Annotated in this window: 23 protein-coding genes; 9 read left to right on the top strand and 14 right to left on the bottom strand. The window is 61.6% G+C overall.

The annotated features are described in order from the left end of the window. The first annotated feature begins 275 nt into the window (after nt 1–275). Complete coding sequence (locus tag FFS45_RS30825; protein ID WP_137958425.1) at nt 276–1,481, top strand: DNA-binding protein; 1,206 nt, start codon at nt 276–278, stop codon at nt 1,479–1,481. 104 nt (nt 1,482–1,585) lie between these two features. Here the strand turns inward: FFS45_RS30825 and FFS45_RS30830 are convergent, their stop codons facing one another. The 3 genes from FFS45_RS30830 to FFS45_RS30840 form a co-directional block, all read right to left on the bottom strand. After that, complete coding sequence (locus FFS45_RS30830) at nt 1,586–2,644, bottom strand: tyrosine-type recombinase/integrase (protein WP_137958426.1); 1,059 nt, start codon at nt 2,642–2,644, stop codon at nt 1,586–1,588. A 112-nt stretch (nt 2,645–2,756) separates the two neighbouring features. Further along, a complete protein-coding gene (locus FFS45_RS30835; RefSeq protein ID WP_137958427.1) occupies nt 2,757–3,155 on the bottom strand; it encodes a DUF2471 family protein in 399 nt (132 codons plus the stop codon). 128 nt (nt 3,156–3,283) lie between these two features. Next, complete coding sequence (locus FFS45_RS30840; protein ID WP_137958428.1) at nt 3,284–3,898, bottom strand: XRE family transcriptional regulator; 615 nt, start codon at nt 3,896–3,898, stop codon at nt 3,284–3,286. Between the two features lie 151 nt (nt 3,899–4,049). On the opposite strand from FFS45_RS30840, the gene FFS45_RS30845 reads away from it, so the two are divergent. Both FFS45_RS30845 and tdh read left to right on the top strand, forming a co-directional pair. After that, entirely contained in the window at nt 4,050–5,249 is a 1,200-nt protein-coding gene (locus FFS45_RS30845; protein WP_137958429.1) for a glycine C-acetyltransferase, read from the top strand. Between the two features lie 13 nt (nt 5,250–5,262). Next, a complete protein-coding gene (tdh, locus tag FFS45_RS30850; protein WP_137958430.1) occupies nt 5,263–6,291 on the top strand; it encodes an L-threonine 3-dehydrogenase in 1,029 nt (342 codons plus the stop codon). Here the strand turns inward: tdh and FFS45_RS30855 are convergent. Next, complete coding sequence (locus tag FFS45_RS30855; protein ID WP_137958431.1) at nt 6,288–6,938, bottom strand: YceI family protein; 651 nt, start codon at nt 6,936–6,938, stop codon at nt 6,288–6,290. The two genes, tdh and FFS45_RS30855, sit on opposite strands and share 4 nt — an antisense overlap. 188 nt (nt 6,939–7,126) lie before the next feature. On the opposite strand from FFS45_RS30855, the gene FFS45_RS30860 reads away from it, so the two are divergent. The 4 genes from FFS45_RS30860 (at nt 7,127) to FFS45_RS30875 (ending at nt 11,086) form a co-directional block, all read left to right on the top strand. After that, nucleotides 7,127–7,768 carry a TetR/AcrR family transcriptional regulator gene (locus FFS45_RS30860; protein ID WP_137958432.1) on the top strand — a complete coding sequence of 214 codons (642 nt, stop codon included), beginning with the start codon at nt 7,127–7,129 and terminating at the stop codon, nt 7,766–7,768. Between the two features lie 14 nt (nt 7,769–7,782). Next, on the top strand, nt 7,783–8,262 hold the full coding sequence (locus tag FFS45_RS30865; protein ID WP_137958433.1) for a nuclear transport factor 2 family protein: 480 nt from the start codon (nt 7,783–7,785) through the stop codon (nt 8,260–8,262). A gap of 265 nt (nt 8,263–8,527) precedes the next feature. Continuing rightward, complete coding sequence (locus FFS45_RS30870) at nt 8,528–9,046, top strand: hypothetical protein (RefSeq protein ID WP_137958434.1); 519 nt, start codon at nt 8,528–8,530, stop codon at nt 9,044–9,046. Nucleotides 9,047–9,682: 636 nt separating this feature from the next. Beyond that, nucleotides 9,683–11,086, top strand: a complete 1,404-nt coding sequence (locus FFS45_RS30875) for a tetratricopeptide repeat protein (protein WP_171029797.1) — start codon at nt 9,683–9,685, stop codon at nt 11,084–11,086. Between the two features lie 20 nt (nt 11,087–11,106). Here FFS45_RS30875 and FFS45_RS30880 read toward each other — a convergent pair whose 3' ends face one another. Both FFS45_RS30880 and FFS45_RS30885 read right to left on the bottom strand, forming a co-directional pair. Beyond that, complete coding sequence (locus tag FFS45_RS30880; protein WP_137958436.1) at nt 11,107–11,478, bottom strand: nuclear transport factor 2 family protein; 372 nt, start codon at nt 11,476–11,478, stop codon at nt 11,107–11,109. Between the two features lie 176 nt (nt 11,479–11,654). Then, nucleotides 11,655–12,197 carry an XRE family transcriptional regulator gene (locus FFS45_RS30885; protein WP_137958472.1) on the bottom strand — a complete coding sequence of 181 codons (543 nt, stop codon included), beginning with the start codon at nt 12,195–12,197 and terminating at the stop codon, nt 11,655–11,657. 834 nt (nt 12,198–13,031) lie between these two features. On the opposite strand from FFS45_RS30885, the gene FFS45_RS30890 reads away from it, so the two are divergent. Beyond that, complete coding sequence (locus FFS45_RS30890) at nt 13,032–13,919, top strand: LysR family transcriptional regulator (protein WP_249363001.1); 888 nt, start codon at nt 13,032–13,034, stop codon at nt 13,917–13,919. A 92-nt stretch (nt 13,920–14,011) separates the two neighbouring features. On the opposite strand, the gene FFS45_RS30895 is transcribed toward FFS45_RS30890, so the two are convergent. Next, nucleotides 14,012–15,256 (bottom strand): NAD(P)/FAD-dependent oxidoreductase, encoded by a 1,245-nt coding sequence (locus tag FFS45_RS30895; RefSeq protein ID WP_137958438.1) that lies wholly within the window; start codon nt 15,254–15,256, stop codon nt 14,012–14,014. 121 nt (nt 15,257–15,377) lie between these two features. Here FFS45_RS30895 and FFS45_RS30900 point away from each other — a divergent pair, with 121 nt between their 5' ends. Continuing rightward, nucleotides 15,378–16,115 carry a class I SAM-dependent methyltransferase gene (locus FFS45_RS30900; protein WP_137958439.1) on the top strand — a complete coding sequence of 246 codons (738 nt, stop codon included), beginning with the start codon at nt 15,378–15,380 and terminating at the stop codon, nt 16,113–16,115. Between the two features lie 44 nt (nt 16,116–16,159). On the opposite strand, the gene FFS45_RS30905 is transcribed toward FFS45_RS30900, so the two are convergent. The 7 genes from FFS45_RS30905 to FFS45_RS30935 are packed head-to-tail and all read right to left on the bottom strand — an operon-like array spanning nt 16,160 to nt 21,971. Beyond that, entirely contained in the window at nt 16,160–16,597 is a 438-nt protein-coding gene (locus FFS45_RS30905) for an excinuclease ABC subunit A (RefSeq protein WP_137958440.1), read from the bottom strand. 26 nt (nt 16,598–16,623) lie between these two features. Further along, the gene (locus tag FFS45_RS30910; protein ID WP_137958441.1) at nt 16,624–17,052 is read right to left on the bottom strand and encodes a YbjQ family protein; all 429 of its coding nucleotides are present in this window, start codon (nt 17,050–17,052) and stop codon (nt 16,624–16,626) included. 37 nt (nt 17,053–17,089) lie between these two features. Continuing rightward, nucleotides 17,090–18,337: a beta-ketoacyl synthase N-terminal-like domain-containing protein gene (locus tag FFS45_RS30915; protein WP_137958442.1), complete on the bottom strand. Its 1,248-nt coding sequence runs from the start codon at nt 18,335–18,337 to the stop codon at nt 17,090–17,092. Next, on the bottom strand, nt 18,334–19,560 hold the full coding sequence (locus FFS45_RS30920; RefSeq protein WP_137958443.1) for a beta-ketoacyl-ACP synthase: 1,227 nt from the start codon (nt 19,558–19,560) through the stop codon (nt 18,334–18,336). The genes FFS45_RS30915 and FFS45_RS30920 overlap by 4 nt, the downstream gene beginning before the upstream one ends. After that, nucleotides 19,560–20,285 carry a 3-ketoacyl-ACP reductase FabG2 gene (locus tag FFS45_RS30925; RefSeq protein WP_137958444.1) on the bottom strand — a complete coding sequence of 242 codons (726 nt, stop codon included), beginning with the start codon at nt 20,283–20,285 and terminating at the stop codon, nt 19,560–19,562. Before FFS45_RS30925 ends, FFS45_RS30920 begins: the two co-directional genes overlap by 1 nt. Beyond that, nucleotides 20,282–20,779: a hotdog family protein gene (locus FFS45_RS30930; RefSeq protein ID WP_171029798.1), complete on the bottom strand. Its 498-nt coding sequence runs from the start codon at nt 20,777–20,779 to the stop codon at nt 20,282–20,284. The genes FFS45_RS30925 and FFS45_RS30930 overlap by 4 nt, the downstream gene beginning before the upstream one ends. Nucleotides 20,780–20,786: 7 nt before the next feature. Continuing rightward, nucleotides 20,787–21,971, bottom strand: coding sequence for a beta-ketoacyl-[acyl-carrier-protein] synthase family protein (locus tag FFS45_RS30935; RefSeq protein ID WP_137958445.1), 1,185 nt, complete (start codon nt 21,969–21,971; stop codon nt 20,787–20,789). Between the last annotated feature and the right edge of the window lie 3 nt (nt 21,972–21,974).

Raw genomic sequence — 21,974 nt, forward strand, 5'->3', positions numbered from 1 at the left:
CCTTCGGACAGCCCCATCCCCACCCCACGCCAGCATTTCGCCTCGTGAAACAGTCCGCGCGCAACTGAAAAACAGAAAACCTCTTTTATTTCCAAAGGCTTATCGGCTATTCTTCGTTTTGTTTCACGGAAACCAAGCGCTGAGCCACTGCTACGGACCTAACAGCAAGCCCATTTGCTCCAGATTGGCGAAAAAACCACCTGCCCCCACAAAGTTGTAGCAAACAATACGTAAATTGTTATGATTCATCGAACCCTGGCAATATCGAGGTGTAAATGAATCTGGATGAGGAACGGCAAGCGATCCGGCAGGAGCTTGAATCAATGCGTGAAAGCGGCGCCCGCCGTCAGGAACTGTCGCTGCACGCCTGTAAGCGTCTTTTCTTCGACCTTGGCATCCGGCCATCCATGGCTGCCGTTCGCGATCTGACTCAAACAGGCAGCGCAAGTGACATTCCCAAAGATATCGACAGCTTCTGGGAGCGCATCCGTACCGCTTCAAGGGTGCGGGTCGGCGCCGGCAGTATCCCCAAAGTTCTTGAAGACCGTGCCGGTGAACTCCTCGGTGCGTTGTTCGAGGAAGCGATCGCCCACGCGCGCGCTACATTCGACGGGGAGCGTGCTGATATCCAGACGCAGATAGAGGCAGCGGAACAGGAAACGCGCGAGGCGGAAATTCGCCGGCAGGCTTCCGACGACGCCATTCGCCGCAGCGAAGCAAGAGCAGATGCAGCCTGGGAACGCGTTCGTGCGCTTGAGAGCGAACTGGTGATGGCCAATTCCCACGGCACGGCCCACCAGGATAGTTTGCAAGCCAGCGTGCGCCGGCTCGACGCGGAAAATGAAACCTTGCGCAAGCGCGTGGAAACCGAGCAGTCCACCAACGCCGCTCTGCGCGACAGGATCGATGCGCTGCATCTGGATTTGCGCCACAGCACCGAACATTACGCCCAGCAGATCAAGGACGCCGTCGCCGAGGCCGAACGACGCATCAAGCCCATGCTGGTCGAGCTCGACTCGTTGCGCAGCATGGCTGCGACGTATCAATCCGGCGTGCGTGATGCCAGCCGCAAGGAATTCGAGTTTATCCAGCAGATCGCGGCTGCCAAGGCTCGCGGCGATCGCCTGGACGCGCAACTGCGCGAACAATCCGACGAACTCGATGCGCTCACCAAGGAAATCGAGGTCTTGCGCGCGCAACAAGGCGTGGATCCTGCCGTCGCGGATCTGCTGTGCACGCTAGCCAGTTCCGGCCGCTTGGGTGATGCCGAAATGGCGACGATCGGCACCATTGCGGACGGTCATGTCGTGCTGCCGCTACGTTGCCCGAAATGCGAGGAAGGTGAACCCGAACTCTCGGAGGTCGATCACCGCTACGAACTCCAGTGTCCCGAGTGCGAACACTCGTCCGGGCTCGGACACTCCCGTCTCGAGGCGGTGACGCGGTTTTTGTCTTTGCGACCGGTGACCTCGGCGGCTTAGATGGAACTCACCGGATTCGCCGCCATGCAGCAGGAAAGGGGCTAAAGGTGAGCGAATTCGGGACCGAAAAGGTGAGGCTTTTCAGGAAAGTTTTCGCACGCTTATCAGGCCTGGCGCCCGCCAGGCGTTGCAATTCCTTCCGTTGCCGAACCGGATTGCACTGCGTCAGATGTCAGGGTTTCCTGCTGTTCTGACCAGGTCGTCCAGGCGCGATGCAGTCTGTTAGCGGAAACCGGCTGCATAAAGCCGAGCCACTGCCCGACGAGATCTGGGGCAACGCCCGTTTCGAACAGGTCGGCGGCGAACGTGTTGCGCAGGGTCTGCGGACTCGCACGCGACTCGCGCGACTCAGCAAAACCCGCGGCTTCGATCAATGCGTCGACCGACCGCAGCATGGTGGCCTTGTGCATGGGCCGGCCGGAAGGCGAGGCGGGAAACACCAGATTGCCAGCGAGTTCGGATAGACGCCGTTCGGCAAGCCAGGCATCCACTGCCGCGACGGCGAAGGGTGCGAGTCGTGTGCGCCGGGTCATCGCCGGGTTCGGTGACTCGATGGTCACCCACGGTGAACTCGGTGTCACGCAACTAACCGTTAGCGATCGTGCCTCGCCGGTCTTCAATCCTCCACCTAGAAACATCGCAATCAGCGCACGGTCACGGCGTTCCCGCCAGCGCTGCGCTGCGGACAGTTCGCTGACCGGCGAGAACAGATGGGCTATCAGCAGCGCCCGCTCCTGCGTGGTCAGAAAACCGGTTGGTTCGTTATCCAGAGCATTGCGCCACGCGGCTTCACCGTCCTGGGCGACAAACCGTGCAGGGTTTGTCGACGCGAGTTCGATTTCCCGAACATGATCGAGCACGCGCTCGATCAGCCGCAAATAGCGGACACGCTGCGGTTTGCGGATTGCCAGTCCGGCAACGAAGTCGGCGATTGTGCGGGTATCGACGGTCATGAGGGTCTTGTGCCTGACCGCCATCCAGTCGAGAAAGAGCCCCCACTGCGCCTGATACACCTCGGCCGACGAGCGGCGAAAGTGTTGCTTCGAGAGCCAGGCGTCGAAAGCGATGCGCGGATCGCGACGCCAGTCTTCACGTTCGCGATCGAACAGGTCGGAGGTGGGGATGTCTCGGTCGGCGGAGCCGGACGAGTGGGGAGAGACCATGATCTGATTTACCGTTAGTTGCGTATTATTGTAGGTCAGGCTTCTCCGTTTCGATAGTCAACATGATCCGATCATTGGACCGGGCAGACCGCCCGGTCGAGGGCGCCCGCGCTCAGTCGCCCCAGGCGCGCGTGCGTCGAAGCGCACCCTGAACCGGCACGGCCTGCGCCGCGCGGCGGTGCGCTTCTTCATAGACGGAAACCGCAAACGCGAACACCGCCGGCAACGCGTTCGACGCGCCGAAATCCACCGGATCGTCGGTCTCGGGATAAGGGAGCGCGGAGGGTCGCTGGAACAGGCCAAGCATCAGTGCATCATGCCTGCTGGCGAAGCCAAGGTCGGCGAGGGCTTCCGCCTCGATAGCGTGGAGTAGCCGCCAGGTGAGCGGAACTTGCTGCGCGATATAGCGCGCAGCAATATTGCGGACGATGTGTTCGAGATCGCGCGCCGCGGTCTGAAAGCGCAGCGCAGCCAGGCCGTGGTCGGCGTGGTGGGTTGTCAGTTCGTTCATTTCGGCTCCGGTCAATCTGGGTATACTGTACAAATATACAGTGCTCAAATCAACCTCGGTCGAATGGCCAAGCATCCACGCCCTCGTCGAAATGTTATGCGCATAAAGGTGCGCGTCGCTCCCGGCGTTCAGCCGTGAATCACCACCAATAGAGCTTTCGCCTCGCTCTTGCCGGCATTGCGAATGGCGTGCGGTTCGTCGGCGACATAGCGTGCCGTGTCCGCCGCCTTCAGCCGCTTGGTAGTGCCCGCCGCCTCAATTTCAATCGACCCGTTCAGCACGGTCAGATGCTCGCGGGTACCCGGCTCGTGCGCATTCGACACCAGCGCCCCGCCCGCCTGCAGCGTCAACTCGTACCACTCGAACTTGCCTGCCAGCTCGATCGGCCCCCACACGCGCAACTGATATTTGGCGTCGTGACCGCTGAGCGTGGGAATCTCGTGCGGCCCGGACACGGCAATGGCTTCCGGCGCCTTCTGCTGCGCGAACAGCGAATCAAGACTGACGCCCAGCGCATTGGTGAGCCGCCAGGCGACCGCAATGGTCGGATTGGCCTTGTCGCGCTCGATTTCCGACAGCATCGACTTCGACACGCCCGCCGCGCGCGACAGGTCGTCGAGCGTCATACGGCGTTCGCTGCGCAGCCGCTGAATCTGTTCGCCCACTCGCGGCGGTGCTGCCACGGTTTGGGCTAAAGTGGGTGCAGCGCTGGGTGCTGCGCGCCGGGTTCCCGAACTTGCCATTTTCCGACCTATCGTTTAGAGTTGTTCGACATACCGAACTTGTGTTCGGAAAATCGAAATTGTTCGGTAAAACCGATATCCAACTATAGCAGGCCGTCATCGCGCCGAACATCACGGCGGCACGGTCTACCTCCCTTCAGGAGACTGATGTATGCGTGAACCCTACCTCGCTCATCTGCGCAGCACGCTCGAGCAGATCCGCGCCGACGGCTTCTACAAGACCGAGCGCGTGATTGCGAGCCCGCAGTCGGCTGACGTGCAGCTTGCGGACGGCTCGGAGGTCCTGAACTTCTGCGCCAACAACTATCTGGGCCTCGCTGACGACGCGCGCCTGATCGCCGCGGCCAAAGACGGACTCGATCGCGACGGCTTCGGCATGGCCTCGGTGCGCTTCATTTGCGGCACGCAGACCGTGCACAAGGAACTGGAGCAGGCGCTCGCCGCATTCTTGCAGACCGACGACTGCATTCTGTATTCGAGCTGTTTCGATGCGAACGGCGGTCTGTTCGAAACGCTGCTCGACGAATCCGACGCCATCATCAGCGACGAACTGAACCACGCCAGCATCATCGACGGTGTGCGGCTCTCGAAGGCCAAGCGCTTTCGCTACAGGAACAACGATCTCGCCGACCTCGAAGCGAAGCTGAAAGAAGCCGACGCCGCCGGCGCGCGCTTCAAGCTGATCGCCACGGACGGTGTGTTTTCGATGGACGGCATCATTGCCGATCTCGCCGGCATCTGCGATCTGGCCGACCGTTACGGCGCCCTCGTAATGGTGGACGATTCGCACGCCGTGGGTTTTATCGGCGAACACGGCCGCGGCACGCCGGAACATTGCGGTGTGCTTTCGCGCGTCGACATCATTACCGGCACACTCGGCAAAGCCCTGGGCGGCGCATCGGGTGGCTATGTGGCAGCGCGCAAGGAAATCGTCGAACTGCTGCGGCAGCGCTCGCGCCCGTATCTGTTTTCGAACACGCTCACGCCGAGCATCGCCGCGGCGTCGCTCAAAGTACTCGAACTGCTCGCCAGCACGGAAGGCGCGCAACTGCGCGCACGCGTGCGGGCAAACGGCGCGCATTTCCGCAGCAAGATGAGCGCGCTCGGTTTCACGCTGGTCCCGGGCGAACACCCGATCATCCCGGTGATGCTCGGCGACGCGCAACTCGCTTCGCGCATGGCCGATGCGTTGCTCAAGGAAGGCGTCTACGTGATCGGCTTTTCGTTCCCGGTGGTGCCCAAGGGCCGGGCACGCATCCGCACGCAGATGAGCGCGGCGCATACGACTGAACAGATCGACCGCGCCGTGGATGCATTTGCACGCGTGGGCCGTTCGCTCGGCATCATCTAACCTGGAGGCGCACATGAAAGCACTCGCAAAACTCGAACGCGCGCCGGGCCTGACGCTCACCGACGTACCGAAGCCCGAAGTCGGCCACAACGACGTGATGATCCGCATCAAGCGCACGGCAATCTGCGGCACGGATATCCACATCTGGAAGTGGGACGATTGGGCGCAGAAGACGATTCCCGTGCCGATGCACGTGGGTCACGAATACGTCGGCGAGATCGTCGAAATGGGCCAGGAAGTACGCGGCTTTGCCATTGGCGATCGCGTCTCGGGCGAAGGCCATATCACCTGCGGTTTCTGTCGCAACTGCCGCGCGGGGCGCCGGCATCTGTGCCGCAATACCACAGGCGTAGGCGTCAATCGTGAAGGCGCATTCGCCGAGTACCTGGTGATTCCCGCGTTCAACGCCTTCAAGATTCCGCCTGAAATCTCCGATGATCTCGCGGCGATCTTCGATCCGTTCGGCAATGCCACGCACACCGCGCTGTCGTTCAACCTGGTCGGCGAGGATGTGTTGATTACCGGCGCCGGACCGATCGGCATCATGGCGGTGGCGATTGCGAAGCACGTCGGCGCACGCAACGTCGTGATTACCGACGTCAACGACTACCGGCTCGAACTTGCCCGCAAGATGGGTGCGACGCGTGCCGTGAACGTTTCACGCGAATCGCTGCGCGACGTGATGGCCGATCTGCACATGACGGAAGGTTTCGATGTGGGCCTGGAAATGTCCGGCGTGCCGAGCGCGTTCACCAGCATGCTCGAAGCAATGAATCACGGCGGCAAGGTTGCACTGCTGGGCATCCCGCCCGCCCAGACGGCGATCGACTGGAACCAGGTGATCTTCAAGGGGCTGGAAATCAAGGGCATCTACGGCCGCGAGATGTTCGAGACCTGGTACAAGATGGTTGCGATGCTGCAAAGCGGCCTGGACCTGTCGCCGATTCTCACGCACCACTTTCCCGTCGACGATTACCAGCGCGCGTTTGCCACCATGCTCTCGGGCGAAAGCGGCAAGGTGATTCTCGACTGGACCGCCTAACCGCCTGCCACCGGCCGGTCGAATTCCGCCTGAATCCGCACGTGGACGTCGTCGCCTACAGCGGGATACCACGTCCCCAGGCCGAACTTCGACCGGCTGAAACTGCCCTCGGCGGAAAAGCCGAGCGTGTCCTGTTTGGTCAGCGGATCGGGACCGAAGCCGTTGAACACCACATCGAGCGTGACCGGCGCGGTTGCGCCGCGAATCGTCAGATTGCCGCTGAGCTTGCCGCGCGCCTCGCCCGTGCGCTCAAAACCCGTGCTGACGAAGCGGATCTGCGGATACTGCGCCACGTCGAACATGTTGTCGCCCTTGACCAGCTTGTCGAGCAAGGGCACGTTGGTATCCACGCTCGCGGCGTCGATGGCCACCGCGACCGAGCTCTTGTCGAGACCGCCTGCGTTCCAGTCAAGCTGAGCGGTGGCGCGGTCAAAGCGCATCGTAAAGCGCGAGTACTTCAGATGGTCGACATCGAACGTGATGCTCCAATGATGCGGATCGAGCGTGTACTGCCCGACCGGCACGCTCGCTTCGGTTTGCGTCACCGAGTGCGTGACGACCTGTAGCGGCGTACACGCGGCTGCCGCAGCCACCGCCACCATCGACAATGCGCGCGCCATGACTGCGCGGACAGCGTAGTGCTTCATCGCTTTGCTCTCCTGATTCGCCCGACGCCACGATAACGCAAGCCGCGCCCCAACGGCAAAAACGCGGGCTGGACTATTCGCGCGGATACCCAATACGTGCTTTCGAATTAAAACGCCATGGGAAGCGGAAAAATTCCATCGCGCGAATTTTTCTTGACGAAGGAGAATGATCGTTCTACCCTTCGTTCATGGCTACTTCAAACGATCCCTTGAGCGCAGGCAGCGCTCGCGAACGCTTACTCGATGCCGCCGAGGCGTTGATATACGCCGGCGGCATCCATGCAACCGGGGTGGATGCGATCGTCCGGCAATCCGGTACGGCGCGCAAAAGCTTCTATACGTATTTCGAATCGAAGGATGCATTGGTCGCCGCAGCGCTTGAGCGTCGCGACGAACGCTGGATGAACTGGTTCATCACGCACACGCTGCGCCACGGCAAGAGCCCGCGTACACGGCTGCTGGGCATGTTCGATGTCCTGCGCGAGTGGTTTGCCGCGGACGATTTCCACGGTTGCGCGTTCCTCAATGCTTCCGGCGAAATCGCCACACCTGAGGATCCGATTCGCGTCGTCGCACGTGAGCACAAGGAGCGCCTGTTGGCGTTCGTGCGCGCGCAGTGCGACGAACTGATGGCCGAGGGCGGCGGCGCAGATAGCCGGCACGCGGCGCGCCTCGCGCGGCAGTGGCTGATTCTGATCGACGGCGCGATCGGCGTGGCGTTGGTGAGCGGCGAACCCGACGTGGCACTCGACGCACGCGCCGCCGCCGAGCAATTGTTGAATGCGGAATCCACCAGCACTCGCACGCCATCCCGGCGCGCGTCCACCTGACCTTTGGAGCAAACATGGCCGATAGCATCGAAACTCGCCCACCTGTGCCGCCCTTCACGCGCGAAACCGCGATCCAGAAAGTGCGTGCTGCGGAAGATGGCTGGAATACCCGCGATGCGGAACACGTGTCGCTCGCCTACACGCCGCAGAGCGTGTGGCGCAATCGCGCAGAGTTCGTGACCGGGCGCGCGGAAATAGTCGGACTGTTGCGCCGCAAGTGGGCGAAGGAGCTCGACTATCGCTTGATCAAGGAGTTATGGGCCTACACGGACAACCGCATCGCGGTGCGCTTTGCTTACGAGTGGCACGATGATTCGGGCAACTGGTTCCGCTCGTACGGCAACGAAAACTGGGAGTTCGACGCAGACGGGTTAATGGCGCGCCGTCACGCGTCCATCAACGACAGGCCGATCCACGAAGCCGAGCGTCTGTACCTCTGGCCGTTGGGGCGTCGTCCGGACGACCATCCGGGGCTGTCCGATCTCGGCCTGTGAGTCAGCAGGAGACGCCGGATACGGGAGCCGCATGAGCACGCGGTTCCCATCGAAATCGTGAACGCTTGCGGGCATTCACCGATCTGCCACTGCTTTTCCGCTATTGTGCTGTCTGGGTAGGGACCGCGCAGGTCCCGTGCCAGTTGTTCCGAGTGTGACTTCAAGATTGATCGCGCGGGTTTGAGGTACAGTGCGCGACGGACGGCGAACCAGACAATAACCAGCACATTCAATACACCGGCGCTCGACCGGTGACGGAGAAGATATGCATTTGCGGCAGACCAGCAGTAACATCCGGCGCGCGCTGGTGACGCTCGTCGCCGGCTTCGCGGTAGCTTCTACTGCGCATGCGGCGGACTGGTGCGGAGGCGGCGTCTGGGTCGACGCAATGGTCGGCTCTTACCATATCGATCCTGATCCCGGTACTCACTTCAACGAATTCAATCCCGGCCTTGGCGTCGAGTGCTGGGTCAATGGCCAATGGGCCGTGACAGCGGGAGGCTTTCGTAACTCGCTGCGCCGCCCTTCGTACTATGGCGGCGGCGTGTGGGCACCGGAGTTCGCGCACTGGGGCGTGATTCGACTGGCGGCGATCTCCGGCATCATCTCCGGCTATAACTACGGTGACTGGGGCCTTGGCCGGAACCACACCATCGGCCCGGTGGCGGCGCCGATTATCATGTTCGACTACAAGCGTGTGGGGGCGAACCTGATCTTTATTCCGCCGATTCCTTCAGATAATTTGCCGTTCACGATTGGGTTTCAGGTGAAGGTGAAGTTCTGAGTTTCGGGCGAACATTCAATTTTTTCGCAATTAAGTTACGAGTCGCTTTGCTGGGTGGTTCTTTCCGGTCCAGGAATCGAATTGACCGGAGCGATTTTTTGCCTGGTTATACGAAATAAAAGATCCGAAACGACGCAATCGACACAGACGACTACCGGCCAAGATTTATGGCCGCCTCCTGGATATCCTCACCGTACTTCAGAGTGATGTCCAAGGGCAGGCTCAACTCACCGGTTGAGCTTGGTGACGGCCTCCTGGGTTTCCTCACCCCACTCAACAGTGACGCGCAGGTTCAGGTCGACCTCACCGGTTGTGGTTGGTGCCGACCTCCTGGATTAGCTCACCTTGCGTGGCGTGGTTCCGCGTGCCGCGCTCCGACATGCAAAAACAGCATCGCCGCGCCGCCTTGCGTTACGGCACGTTACGTCGAGCGCGCTTCGTAAGCACCGGTAAGTCTTCAGATTCGGGTTGCAATAAACGCGGCAGTACGGCGCTGCTATGCTTGATTCGTTCATCCCGTCTGTTCAGGTTTTACCTGCACGACCAGATACGGGAGGTGTCTCAACCTTCGCTTCACCGGCCCGCAAACACCGCATCACGTCGCGTCACGTTGCGCGCATGCGGTGTTCCTCACTCATGTCCATCGATCCTGTTCTTTTCCTGGCGTCCTCGTATCATGAAGAGGGACGTCTCGACCTGGCCGAGCGCTATTACCGTGAAGCAATCAGTATCGAACCAGATCACTGGGACGCATGCTTAGGACTCGCACAAGTGTTGATCCGTCAGGATCGATTCGACGAAGCAATTGGCCGGCTGACGCGACTGCTGAACGTGCATGGCGATAGCGCAACCGTATACCGGCAACTGGGCCTGGCCGAGGCATGCATGGGCCGCAGGCAACGCGCGCTCGATCATTTCAAACGCGCTCTTGAACACGACCCCGACGATCCGGCGACCCTGCACATCGTTGCAAATTTTCAGCAGGCGCTAGGTCTCGATAGCGAGGCGGACGCAAACTATCGCCGTGCTGTGAAATCCAAGCCGCTGATCGCCGTCCCCGCCGTCGTCGCACCACCAGATTTTCGCGTGCTCTTTGTGTTCGGACCGGGCGCGGGCAATACGCCCATCGAGTATCTGATCGAGCAGGCGCGTTTCGAAAGCAATATCGTCACCCTCTTGCGGGATGTCGACTACGATGTCGATCGGCTGCGCGTCTATGCTGACGTGGTCGTCAATCTGATTTCCGACGTGGATCGAGGGCACGCCTTCCTCGGGTCAGCGCAAACGCTTATAGAGCGTGTTGGTAGCCCCATCATCAATCACCCGCAGACGATTGCCGGTACGAGCCGCGAGTCGGTTGCACTGCGCCTCGCGGAAGTACCTGACTGCTGCGTTCCGCAAACTCGGCGCTATCCGGCCGCCGAACTGCGCACAATGCTCTCGCATTCCTCGCTGGCGCAGTTGTCGTTTCCGTTGCTGGTGAGGCCGGCCGGCACGCACGGCGGCGACGACTTCGAGAGAATGGAGGAGCACGCGCAACTGCGGGCATTCCTGGACCGGCACGATGCAAACAGCTACTACGTCACGCCGTTTGTCGACTACCGGTCCGACGATGGCTATTTTCGCAAGTACCGTTTCGTCTGTGTCGGCGATGAAATCCTGCCGTACCACCTCGCCATTGACGACAAGTGGAAGGTGCACCATGTCTCAACCAGTATGGCTAGCCATCCCTGGATGCAGGCCGAAGAACGGGCCTTTCTGCTGGATCCGTGGCGCGTCTTCGGTCCGGCTCAACGCACGGCATTGCAGTTGATTCGTGACTCGATCGGCCTCGACTTTTTCGGCATAGACTGCTCGCTCGCCCGTGACGGCGCCGTCATCGTATTCGAGGTCAATGCGAGCATGCTCGTTCATGGGAATAACCATCGATTTCCGTACAAGACGGCCGCGGTGGAGCGCATCAGGCAGAGCTTCCATGCCATGCTCGAACGGCGAGCGCGCAATGCGCCGGTCCGGCCGGATAGTGCTCAAGAGAAGTAGCGGGGAAACCACCGCAACTATTACTCGCCCGGTACTGGCGTAACGGCGACGCTAACCGCCCGCCATACCCCATTCCGACACGCAAAGACGCGGAGGAACCGTTGATCGATGCGCCGATCGCCCAATTGCAGCTGAAGCCGCCCACGGGTTACAGCGGTATCCCCTAAGACCTGCGCGTCCTGCTCGCTGAATGCCACCAGGCTGGCGATCTCTGACGGATTGACCATGAGTAACGCCTTGGTGATTGCGTCACCTGCGGGCGTCAGCGCAAGAAAGTCATCTGCAAGGACGTTTGCCAATTGCTCGCGATTATGGCTTCGATACGCTTCGTTCCAGGCATTATCGAGGCGTAGCACTTGCGCTTTTGCATCTATTTCCACGGTGATGAGCATCCTGAGTGATTGTCGTTGTGCGCATCACGCGAGCTTACACAGATTTTCGAGCCATCAGGATGGGATATAGCTCAAGCTGACAATACGATCTTGTGCCGGACCTCTGCGGCTTGCGCAGCGTTGCGATTCAAGGTCGCGGCATCGTTGATACCCACGCGATCGTTCGGTTTTAAGATCTAAAGCAGATTCGGCGTCCCGACCCAGATCGCGAGCGCCTCAGTGGCCTGGTTATTCAACCATCCGTGGGGCAGCGTCGATTGATAATGCGCACTGTCCCCTGCTTTAAGCACAAATGTCTTGTCCTCAAGGGTCAACGAAATTTGACCCGAAGTGACGTAAAGAAACTCTTCTTGTGCGCTGGTTGGCATATCGGCGGGTCCGCTCTGACAGGGTGGGAATCTCACCAGGACGGCCTCGAGCTGCCGGCGTCCAGGCTTATGCGTTAGTCGGGCGAACGAGTTCGCGGTATCCGCGAACTCGAAGAACCTCACTTCTCCGCCACGAAACACAGATTGCTGCTCGCTTGGAGCATCGACAAAGTATTGCACGGCGACGCCGAGCGCGTCGGCAATGCCTTTCAATGAGGTAATCGAAGGGGTAGCCAAGCCACGCTCTACCTGTGACAGAAAAGGTTTCGAAATCCCTGCAGCGCTTGCCGTGCATTCAAGAGTGCGCTTTAGTCGCTGTCTCAACGCGCGGATCTTGCTGCCGAGTAGCATGGATGGCGAATTTTTTTCCATTTCGGTGTACATAGTAAGTGAAGTGGAATTCGAGGCGTATGGCATCAATGTATTCACATGATCAGATGTGAGGCTGCGGAGTGCGGTGAGGCCACCTGTGAAACTGGGCTTTGTCCACCGCCATCAGCCGAATCCTCCCTGTGCTCGGGAGATGCCTGCAGGCGCGACACCTTAGAAGCTAGCAGCACATTCTTTTCCGATGTGGAGGCCGAGGTTCTCTGCGCGAAGGCGATAGATCGCGCCCACCCCTGCTTTTCAGTGAGGCACGTCAGCAAGGAGCCGGCCGCAACACCGATGACGAACCACAGCGCTGCCACCTTCCGCAAACCGTCCCCGGCAGCCCGCCCCATCCAACGTAGCTCGCAAGGTCGGCTCGGAGATGCCGGGCGCGGCGCGATGCGCAGTGTCCCGGAACAAGCGTCTACCTCGCGCAGCGGCCGGGGCTGCCGTAGGCGGGCGCCGGTTTCACTTGCGTTCTCATATACCGCCCATGCGTCATCGACGCTCGCTACGCAGCAGATAGTCCCTAGCGGGCGCCAACCAAGCGACATTGCGAAGAACATGTCGGTTGACGTCCCTCGATACGTTACTTCCGTCACGCGAAAGCTTTCAAGCGGCTGCGTCAGACGCTTTGTCGCGATCGTTCCGTCTCCCGGTGCATGCGTAACTCGCTCGCCCGGCCGGTTGCCTTTTCGATGCATTGTTCCTCCTCACACGGAGCAAGATCCAAGAATATATCCACACCGGGCAAGCAACTAGATGGATAATCGTGGACGAATCATTAAGTGAGACAGGATAATGCGAAAGCACGGATTGACTGATCTCGACGCCATATTGACGCTCGCCCGTTATCGCAGCTTTCGGTCATCGGCGGCCGAACTCGAGATTTCGACCTCTGCATTAAGCCAGATGATCGCCGCGTCAGAGTCGCGCATTGGCGTGCAACTGTTCCACCGCACTACCCGAAGTGTGTCGCTCACCGATGCTGGACGGGAGTTCGTAGAAGCCATCGCGCCTGCGGTCGCAGTGATTCGTGACGCGACCGAGCGCGCGGGAGAGCGAAAGGATTCGCCTTCCGGGCGGATTCGCGTGAGTGCAACCACGGGTTTCGCACGACAGTCCATGCCGATGTTTCTCTCCTTTATGGAGCGTTATCCCGACATCGAACTGGAGCTAAAGGCTGAGGACCGTATCGTTGACATTGTGTCGGAGGGTTTCGATCTAGGCATCCGTTTCTCCGAGAGCGTCCCCAAAGACATGATCGCAGTCCCGTTCGGGCGTCCTCAGCGCGCTGCCGTGGTAGCGACACCCGAATACTTTCTGCGGCACCCTGTGCCGAAAACACCCCATGATCTGCTTCATCACGAATGCATTCGCTCCCGCATGAGTGACGGAACGATCAATACATGGGACTTCGAGTTCCGGAGCAAAAAAATCCGGATAGAACCGAAGGGGCGCCTAACAGTCAATTCGGGAAATCTGGCACGCGATGCCGCCCTTAGCGGAGTGGGCATTGCCTTCGTCAACGATTGGCATGTCATGGGGGACATTACCACTCAGAGGCTGCAACGCGTGCTTGAAAAGTGGCTGCCCGCCTACAACAGGCCCAGCCTGTACTTTGCCAACCGTCGGCATAAATCGAGCAGTTTGCGGGCGCTCATCGCATTCGCAAGGAGCTGGACGCCGGATTCGAACATATGAGGTGAGCGTTTCCGGGAGCCGGCAGCCGAAAGGTGAGGACTTCCAGGAGTCAGCCTCTGGCGGTGTGTTCCCACACCGCCATCCCCGCAACCTCAGTGAATCAGGCAGATCTCGTGCAGTGCATCCAGCCTTCGCACAGGTTCGGCCACATATGGATTCGACTCATCCCACGCATATCCCGCCAGAATCGCGCTGATCATGCGGCGAATCAGCGTGGTCTGGCGCGGATAAAAAATGATGTCCTGCAATGCGCCCGTGTACCACCGCTCCACGAAAGCGCGGAACGTATCAATCCCTTTGCGCAGCGGCACATCGTAATCGGCCTGCCAATCGACCGCTTCGCCTTTCAACTGGCGTTCGAGCGTCTGCACGGCGAGATGCGCCGAACGCAGCGCGATTGTCACGCCGGACGAAAATACCGGGTCCAGAAACTCGCCCGCATTGCCAAGCAACGCGTAGCCCGGCCCGTGCAGCCGTTCGACGTTGGCGGAATAGCCGCCAATATGCCGCACCGGCATCAGAAACGGCGCGTTGCCGATCAGCCGTGCGAGGGTCGGCTCCTGCGCTATCAGGCTGCGCAGCTTTGCGTCGCGTTCCTCCTCAGGGCCGGCGAGAAACTCGGCCTCGGCCACGCAGCCCACCGAAGAGCGCCCGCCCGCCAGCGGAATCATCCAGAACCAGACATCGCGGCGTTCCGGATGGGTGGCGACGCAAATCTTGTTGCGGTCGATGGCGTCGAGCGTGAGGCCATCGCGCACATGGGTGAAGATGGCCGCGCGCGTCGGCATTCCCGTGGGCGCTTCGAGATTCAGGAGACGGGGCAGCACACGGCCAAAGCCGCTGGCGTCGAACACGTAACGGGCCTGTACCTGATACTCCCCGCCTTCCTCATCCAACACCTCAAGCACGGGCGCGCTGCCGGTTTGCATGGCCCGCACCGTATGCCCGAAGCGCACATCGGCGCCCTGTTCGGCTGCGCAACGAATCAGGATGTCGTCGAACACGGCGCGTTCGACCTGATAGGTCGTGCCCCAGCCGGGCGAATGCTTGTCGCGGAAGTCGAACGCGGACGACTTGTCCCGCCAGATGAAGTGCGCGCCGTTCTTGTGCTGGAATCCCGCCTGTACGACGGCCTGGAGCATGCCAGCCTCTTCGAGGTAGGCCATGCTTTGCGGCAGCAGGCTCTCGCCAATCGAAAAGCGGGGAAAGTGTTGCCGTTCGAGGACGAGCACCGAACGGCCCGCCTTTCTCAGCAATGCCGCCGCGACGGCGCCCGCCGGACCCGCGCCGATGATGGCGACGTCGACGCTGTTGTTTCTCGATGAAAGGGGATTCAATCTTTCCTCTAAGGGTTATCTAAAGTGAACTGTGCCGTGGCAGGCTCCACATCCCGACGCTCCCGCTTGCCATTACAATGGCGCGCATTCGATCAAAAATCGTAATCCGCCGGGAAAACACATGTCGTCATCTGAACTGTCCTACGTGCCCTTTGTGCATGAAACGGCCTTCGGAATATGGTTTCTGCGCACTCATACCTGGGAACACCATGTTTTGCGTGTTGCGATCAACGACCTGAAGCGCCTGATCGACACCCCCTTGCCTGACGCACCCGTGATTGCCGATGTCGGTTGCGGGCAAGGCATATCGTTTCGCCTGCTGGCCGAGGCGTTTCGTCCGAGCCGGATCATCGGCATCGATTACCACGAGCCGTCGCTCGAGCTCGCTGGCGAGGCCGCACGTATCTGCAAGACCGGCACTGCTCCGGTCGGCGAGATTGAAGTGCTGCATGGCGACTGCGCACAGCTTGCGCTGCCGGACGCGAGCGTCGATATCGTCTTCTGCCATCAGACCTTCCACCACCTTGTCGAGCAGGAACGTGCCCTTGCCGAATTCCATCGCGTCCTGAAACCGGGCGGCGTGCTGCTGTTCGCCGAATCGACTGATGCCTACATCAAGTCATGGGTGATCCGTCTGCTGTTCCGCCATCCCATGCACGTGCAGAAAAGCGCCGCCGGATATCTTGACATGATTCGCCACGCTGGCTTTGCGTTTGGGCAACAGAACGTCTCGTTACCCTATCTGTGGTGGAGCCGCGCGACAGACTTCGGTCTGTTCGAGCGGCTCGGCCTTCATCGTCCGCAGCCCGGCAAGCGCCGCGAAACGCTCGTCAATGTTGCGGCGGTGAAAGCGGGCTGACGTACACCAGCGGGCGTTCTCCGCGCTCGTCCGCCGGACCCGCTTTACCGGCCTTTCAGCTTCACCACATCGCCCACCAGCGCCACGCCTGCGATCACAGCGCCGGCGCCGCACGTGAACTCCGTGGGGCTTGCCGTCAGTTCGTTGTGGTAGTTGCTCTTGATGTTGATGACCGCGTTACCGCCTTCCTGGCGCGCTTGCTGCTGCAACTCGATGACGGCAGACAGGAAGACGTGCTGGCAAGCCTGGACGTCGGTCTTGGCGAACGCGTTGGTCTTCTTGTTCGTTGCGATCGCGTTGAATGTTTGCGCGACGGCCGGGTGGCTCTGGCCGGCGAAGTAGAGCGCGATGTCCGGCGTTACCTTGCCCGGCTCGCTCGCCAGTGCGGCGTCAACCGGATAGGTGCCAACGCTGTCGCGAGCGAAGGCGTGGGATGTAACGAAGGTGGCGCACAGGGCCGCAAGCATCAGATGGCGTTTCATTTAGGTTCCTCGTTTTAGGTTGTTGGTTAGTTGGATTGAAGGACGGCGAGATCGCCGTGCACGGCGACTGCCGCCGCGCTTGGGCTCACGCCACAGGTGAAATTGGTGGACGAACTGGTCTCGGCGCTATGAAAACGTGTCTGGACGTTGATCACGGCATTCGCCTTTTTTTCCTGCGCAGCGGCGCGCAGCTTGTCCAGCGCCTGCTCAAGCGCCTTGTCGCACGAGGCGTCTGCACCGTCCTGGGCACGCGCTACCCGTGCCGAAACAGACGCTTCGCCAAGTTGCTGCTGCACTGCCGGATGAGTTTGCGAGCCAAAATACAAGGCAACCCCGCTCCCCGCTGCGGGCTGCTGCACAGAAGGCTGCAACGCTACCGATTTGACCTGGGTCCCACAGCCGGCCTGCGTGATTACCACGGCAGCCAGCGCTCCCAGGATAAGACCGTTCCTCATTGTGTTTTTCCTCTTCTTGTTAAAACGACCAGAAACGTCATGCGCCCTTCCAGGCGCGAAACATCAGGCTCGCGCAACTGCCGCCGAACCCGAATGAAACCGACATGGCCGCGTCGATGCGCGCCTCGCGCGACGTGCGCACGAGCGGCAGCTCCGCTACCGCGGGATCAAGCGTCTCAATGCCGCTGGTCCCCGCGAAATAGCCATCCCTCATCATCAACAGGGTGTAGATGGCTTCGTGTGCGCCGCATGCGCCGAGCGGATGGCCGGTCAAACCTTTGGTCGACGAAAACGGCGGCACTTCCTTGCCGAATATCCCGGCGAGCGCGTGCAGTTCTTCGAGATCACCGCGCGGCGTCGAAGGCGCGTGCGTGTTGATATAGTCGGGACGCACCTTCGCTTCGTCGAGCGCCTCGCGCATGGCGCGGGCAATGCCCGGTGCACGCGGCGCCACCATGTCTGCACCGTCGGTGCAATGTCCGAAACCAATCAGCTCCGCATGAATACGTGCTCCCCGCGCCAGCGCGTGGTCGAGCGATTCGAGCAGCAACACACCCGCGCCCGAGGCCATCACAAAGCCGTCACGTGCGACATCGTAGGGACGCGACGCGTGCCCGGGTGCATCGTTGAAACGTCGTGACAGGGCGCCCATGGCGTCGAACATCAGCGTCATGTTGTCGTGCAGCGCTTCGCTGCCGCCTGCGAGGACGATCTGCTGACGGCCGGTCTGGATCAGCTGCATAGCCTGGCCGATTGCGAGCGCCGAGGTCGTACATGCTGACGACGGCGAGTACGTCGCGCCTTCCAGCCCGAACACGTGCGCGACATTGGCGGAGGTCGTGCTGCCCATCGCCTGCGGCACGATGTAAGGGGGAACCCGATCGACTCCGCGTGCCCCGGCGATTTCCATGGCGACGTCGTAAGCCGACATCGTCCCGACCCCCGAGCCGATCACCGCGCCCGCCGCCGGCGAATGCAAGGCAGCGGGGTCGAGACCGGCATCGTCGAGTGCGCTGCGAACCGCGTGACACGCAAAGCGTGCGGTGTCGCCCATGAAGCGTTCGAGCTTGCGCGCGAACGGCGCTTCGTCGGCCACCGAAGCGACGCCCGCCACCTGGCTCGCGAAACCGCGCTCGCGCCATGCCTCGATGCGCGAGATGCCCGAGCGTCCGGCGCGCAGTCGCGCCGACACGCCGTCGAGCGTGTTGCCGAGACAGGACACGAGACCCATGCCCGTCACGACGACGCGGCGCAGGCCGCCTGCGGTATGTGCTGCCTGGCTCATCCGGCGCGCCTGAAGATCAGCGAGGTATTGATGCCGCCGAACGCGAAATTGTTGCTCATCACGTATTCGGCCTCGAGCGTGCGGGCCTCGCCGACAATGTAGTCAAGCTCTGCACACGCCGGATCGACATGGGTCAGATTCAGCGTTGGCGAGAACCAGTTGCGCTTCATCATCTCGATGGTCCACCACGCTTCAATGGCGCCGCACGCGCCGAGCGTATGGCCGATGTAGCTCTTCAGCGAGCTGATCGGCATGCGCGAGCCGAAGATCTGTGCGGTAGCGCGGCTTTCCGCCACGTCGCCGAGATCCGTGGAGGTGCCGTGTGCATTGACATAGGCAATCGACTCCGGCGGCAGTGCGGCGTCTTGCAGTGCAAGCCGCATGGCGACCGCCATGGTTTCGGCGGTCGGCTGGGTCATGTGCGCACCATCCGAATTGCAGCCGAAGCCGACAATTTCCGCGTGAATCCGCGCTCCGCGGGCGACCGCATGTTCATACTCTTCGAGCACGAGCGTCGCCGCGCCTTCGCCGACCACGAGACCGTCGCGTGCGGCATCGAAAGGCCGCGGCGTCAGGTGGGGTTCATCGTTGCGCGTGCTGGTTGCGTAGAGCGTGTCGAACACGGCGACCGCCGGCCCCGACAGCTCCTCTGCTCCGCCGGCCAGCATCAGGGTCTGCTTGCCCTGGGCGATCGCTTCGTATGCGTAGCCAATGGCCTGGCTGCCCGACGCGCAGGCGCAGGAGGTGGGTATGATCCGGCCTTTCAGATCCCAGAACAGGCTGACATTGACCGCTGTGGTGTGCGGCATCATCTGCACGTAGCTGTTCGAGGTCACGTCGCTCATCGAACCGGTATCGAGCATTTTTCCGAACGCGCGGATCGGCTCGACGGAGCCGGACGACGATCCGTACGCGACGCCCATGCGCCCGTCGCCGATTGACGGATCGTCGAGCAGGCCGGCATCGGTCAACGCCAGTTCGCTGGCCCGCACCGCATACTTCGAGACGGGGCCCATCGAGCGGGTCTTCTTGCGCGGATAGTGCCCGGGCGTGACGAATTCCGGCAACGGACACGCAAGCCGCGTATGCAGCGATTCGAAGTAGTCCCATTCGTGAATGCGCTGCACCGCATTGCGGCCGCGTTTCAGGCCCGCTTCGACTTCGTCCCAATGATTGCCGAGCGCCGATACGCCGCCCATTCCGGTAATGACGACGCGCTTCATCACACCATCCCGCCGTTGACGCCGATCACTTGCCGCGTGATATAGGACGCCGCATCCGACATCAGGAAGCCGACCACCGCGGCTACTTCGACGGGCTGTCCAACGCGGTTCATCGGCACCGCCTTCAACGCGTGTTCGAGCGGCACCTCGTCGAGCATGCCGGTATCGATCAGGCCCGGCGCCACGCTGTTGACGGTGATGTTGCGGGTCGCGAGTTCGACGGCGAGCGCCTTGGTCGCGCCGATCAGGCCGGCCTTTGCCGCGCTGTAGTTGACCTGGCCGCGATTGCCGGTCACCCCGGAAACCGACGCGACGGTCACGATCCGGCCGCCCTGGCGGGCGCGGACCATCGGCATGGTGAGCGGGTGCACGACGTTGTAGAACGCGTCGAGACCGGTCTCGATCACGATGTCCCAGTCTTCGTCGGTGAGCGCCGGAAAGGCTGCATCGCGGGTCACGCCTGCGCAGCAGACAATGCCGTAGTAGGCGCCGTGGGCCAGGACATCGGCCTCGAGTGCGGCACGGCACGCGGCGCGATCGCGCACATCGAACTGCAAGACGCTGGCCGTTCCGCCTTGCGCCGCGATGCCCGCCGTCACCGCTTCGGCTTCGCTGCGCCCGGTACGGCAGTGGACGGTCACCGCAAAGCCGTCAGCCGCCAGTTGATAGGCGATTGCGCGGCCGATTCCACGGCTCGCGCCGGTAATGAGAACACGCCTGCTCATGACCTGAAACCCTCTTCGATAAATGTCTGAAAATCGCGTGGCTGAAAAACCTTGATCACCGCCTCGGCCGCCACCACGCCATCGTGTTGAATGACGCACTCGTAAGCGCCGTGACCTTCTTCGCTACGCAATAGCTCTTTGATTTCGATTTGCAGCAGCGCGTCGCGCGCAAATGCAGGTGTATGCATCTCGTAGCGGCGCGAGCCGAGCAGCACGCCGGGGCGCGCCGTGTTGCCCGCGCGCATCGCGAGCAGCCCAACGTGCGCTGCAATCGCCTGTGCCATCAGTTCGATGCCGATCCATGCGGGCATCGCACCTTCGGCGTCGGCGTACCACGCATCGCCCAGGACGCGTGCCTGGGCCGTCAGCGACTCCTCTGCGCACGCAACGACCGAGTCGAGCAAGAGCATGGTCCCGCGATGCGGCAGAATTTCCTCGATAGACGGAAAGCGTTGCGCTTCGAAATCCGGACTGGATTGAATGGACTGGATCATGGGAGGCTCACCGGCCGAGAATCACGCTGACGTTGCTGCCGCCGAACGCGAACGAATTGCTCATGACGTATTGCGCACCGGCGTGGCGCGGCAAATACCGCTCAGTTTCAACGAGGTCGAGCGCCGGCAATTCGGCGTCGGCTTCGCGGTCCCAGAGGTGACGCGGCAAGGCGACATCGTCGCGGGCGAGCGTGAGCCAGGCGAAACCGAGCTCGTTTGCGCCTGCCGCGCCGAGTTGATGTCCCGTCAACGGTTTGGTGCCGCTTGCTGCGACCCCGCCGGGGAAGACGCGCGACATCAGATGCGCTTCCATCTGGTCGTTTTTGCGCGTAGCGGTTGCATGCAGGTTGACATAGCCGATCGATGCAGGCGCTACGCCCGCATCCTGGAGTGCGCCGCGCAAGGCGTGCTCGCCGCCGACGCCGTGCGGATCGGGCGCGGAAATGTGATGCGCGTCGCTGGATTCGCCGGCGCCTGCCAGCACAACCGGTCCTTCGTCGCGGCTCATCAGGAACACGGCCGCGCCTTCGCCGATGTTGATGCCGCAGCGGTTGCGGCTCATCGGATTCATGCGCGTCACGCTGGTCGATTCGATCGAGGCGAAACCCTGCAAGGTCAGTTCACATAGCGAATCGACTCCGCCGGCCACCACCGCATCGCAGAGACCCAGATCCAGCAGCCGGCGCGCCGAGATAATGGCTTTCGCCCCCGACGTGCATGCCGTCGAGACCGTGAAGGCCGGCCCCTGGATATCGAGCGCTGCCGCGGCGAATGGCGCGGCCGTGCCGATTTCCATCTGGCGGTAGTCGAACCCGGCCGGCAAACTGCCCGCTTCGGCGTGTTGTGCGAGCGCGGCTTCGGCTGCGCTGATGCCCGACGTGCTGGTGCCGAGCACCACGCCAATGCGACGGGCGCCGTAGCGTTCGCGCGCTGCTTCGATAGCGGGTCTGATCTGCGCGAGGGCGGCCAGCAGCAAACGGTTGTTGCGGCAGTCGTAATGTGCGAGCGCGGCGGCCGGCGCATGCTCGAGCGGCGCCATGACCCGGCCGACGAATGCCTCGCCGCGGCGGGTTTGCAGCGCGCCCATGCCGGGAGCCTGGCCGTCGGCCAGCGCGGCGACAATCGACGGCACGTCGTTGCCGAGTGCGTTGATCATACCGAGCGCATGCAGATAAACACGTGAGGTGCTCACACC

The sequence above is a fragment of the Burkholderia sp. 4M9327F10 genome (assembly GCF_005503145.1).
GTDB lineage: Bacteria > Pseudomonadota > Gammaproteobacteria > Burkholderiales > Burkholderiaceae > Paraburkholderia.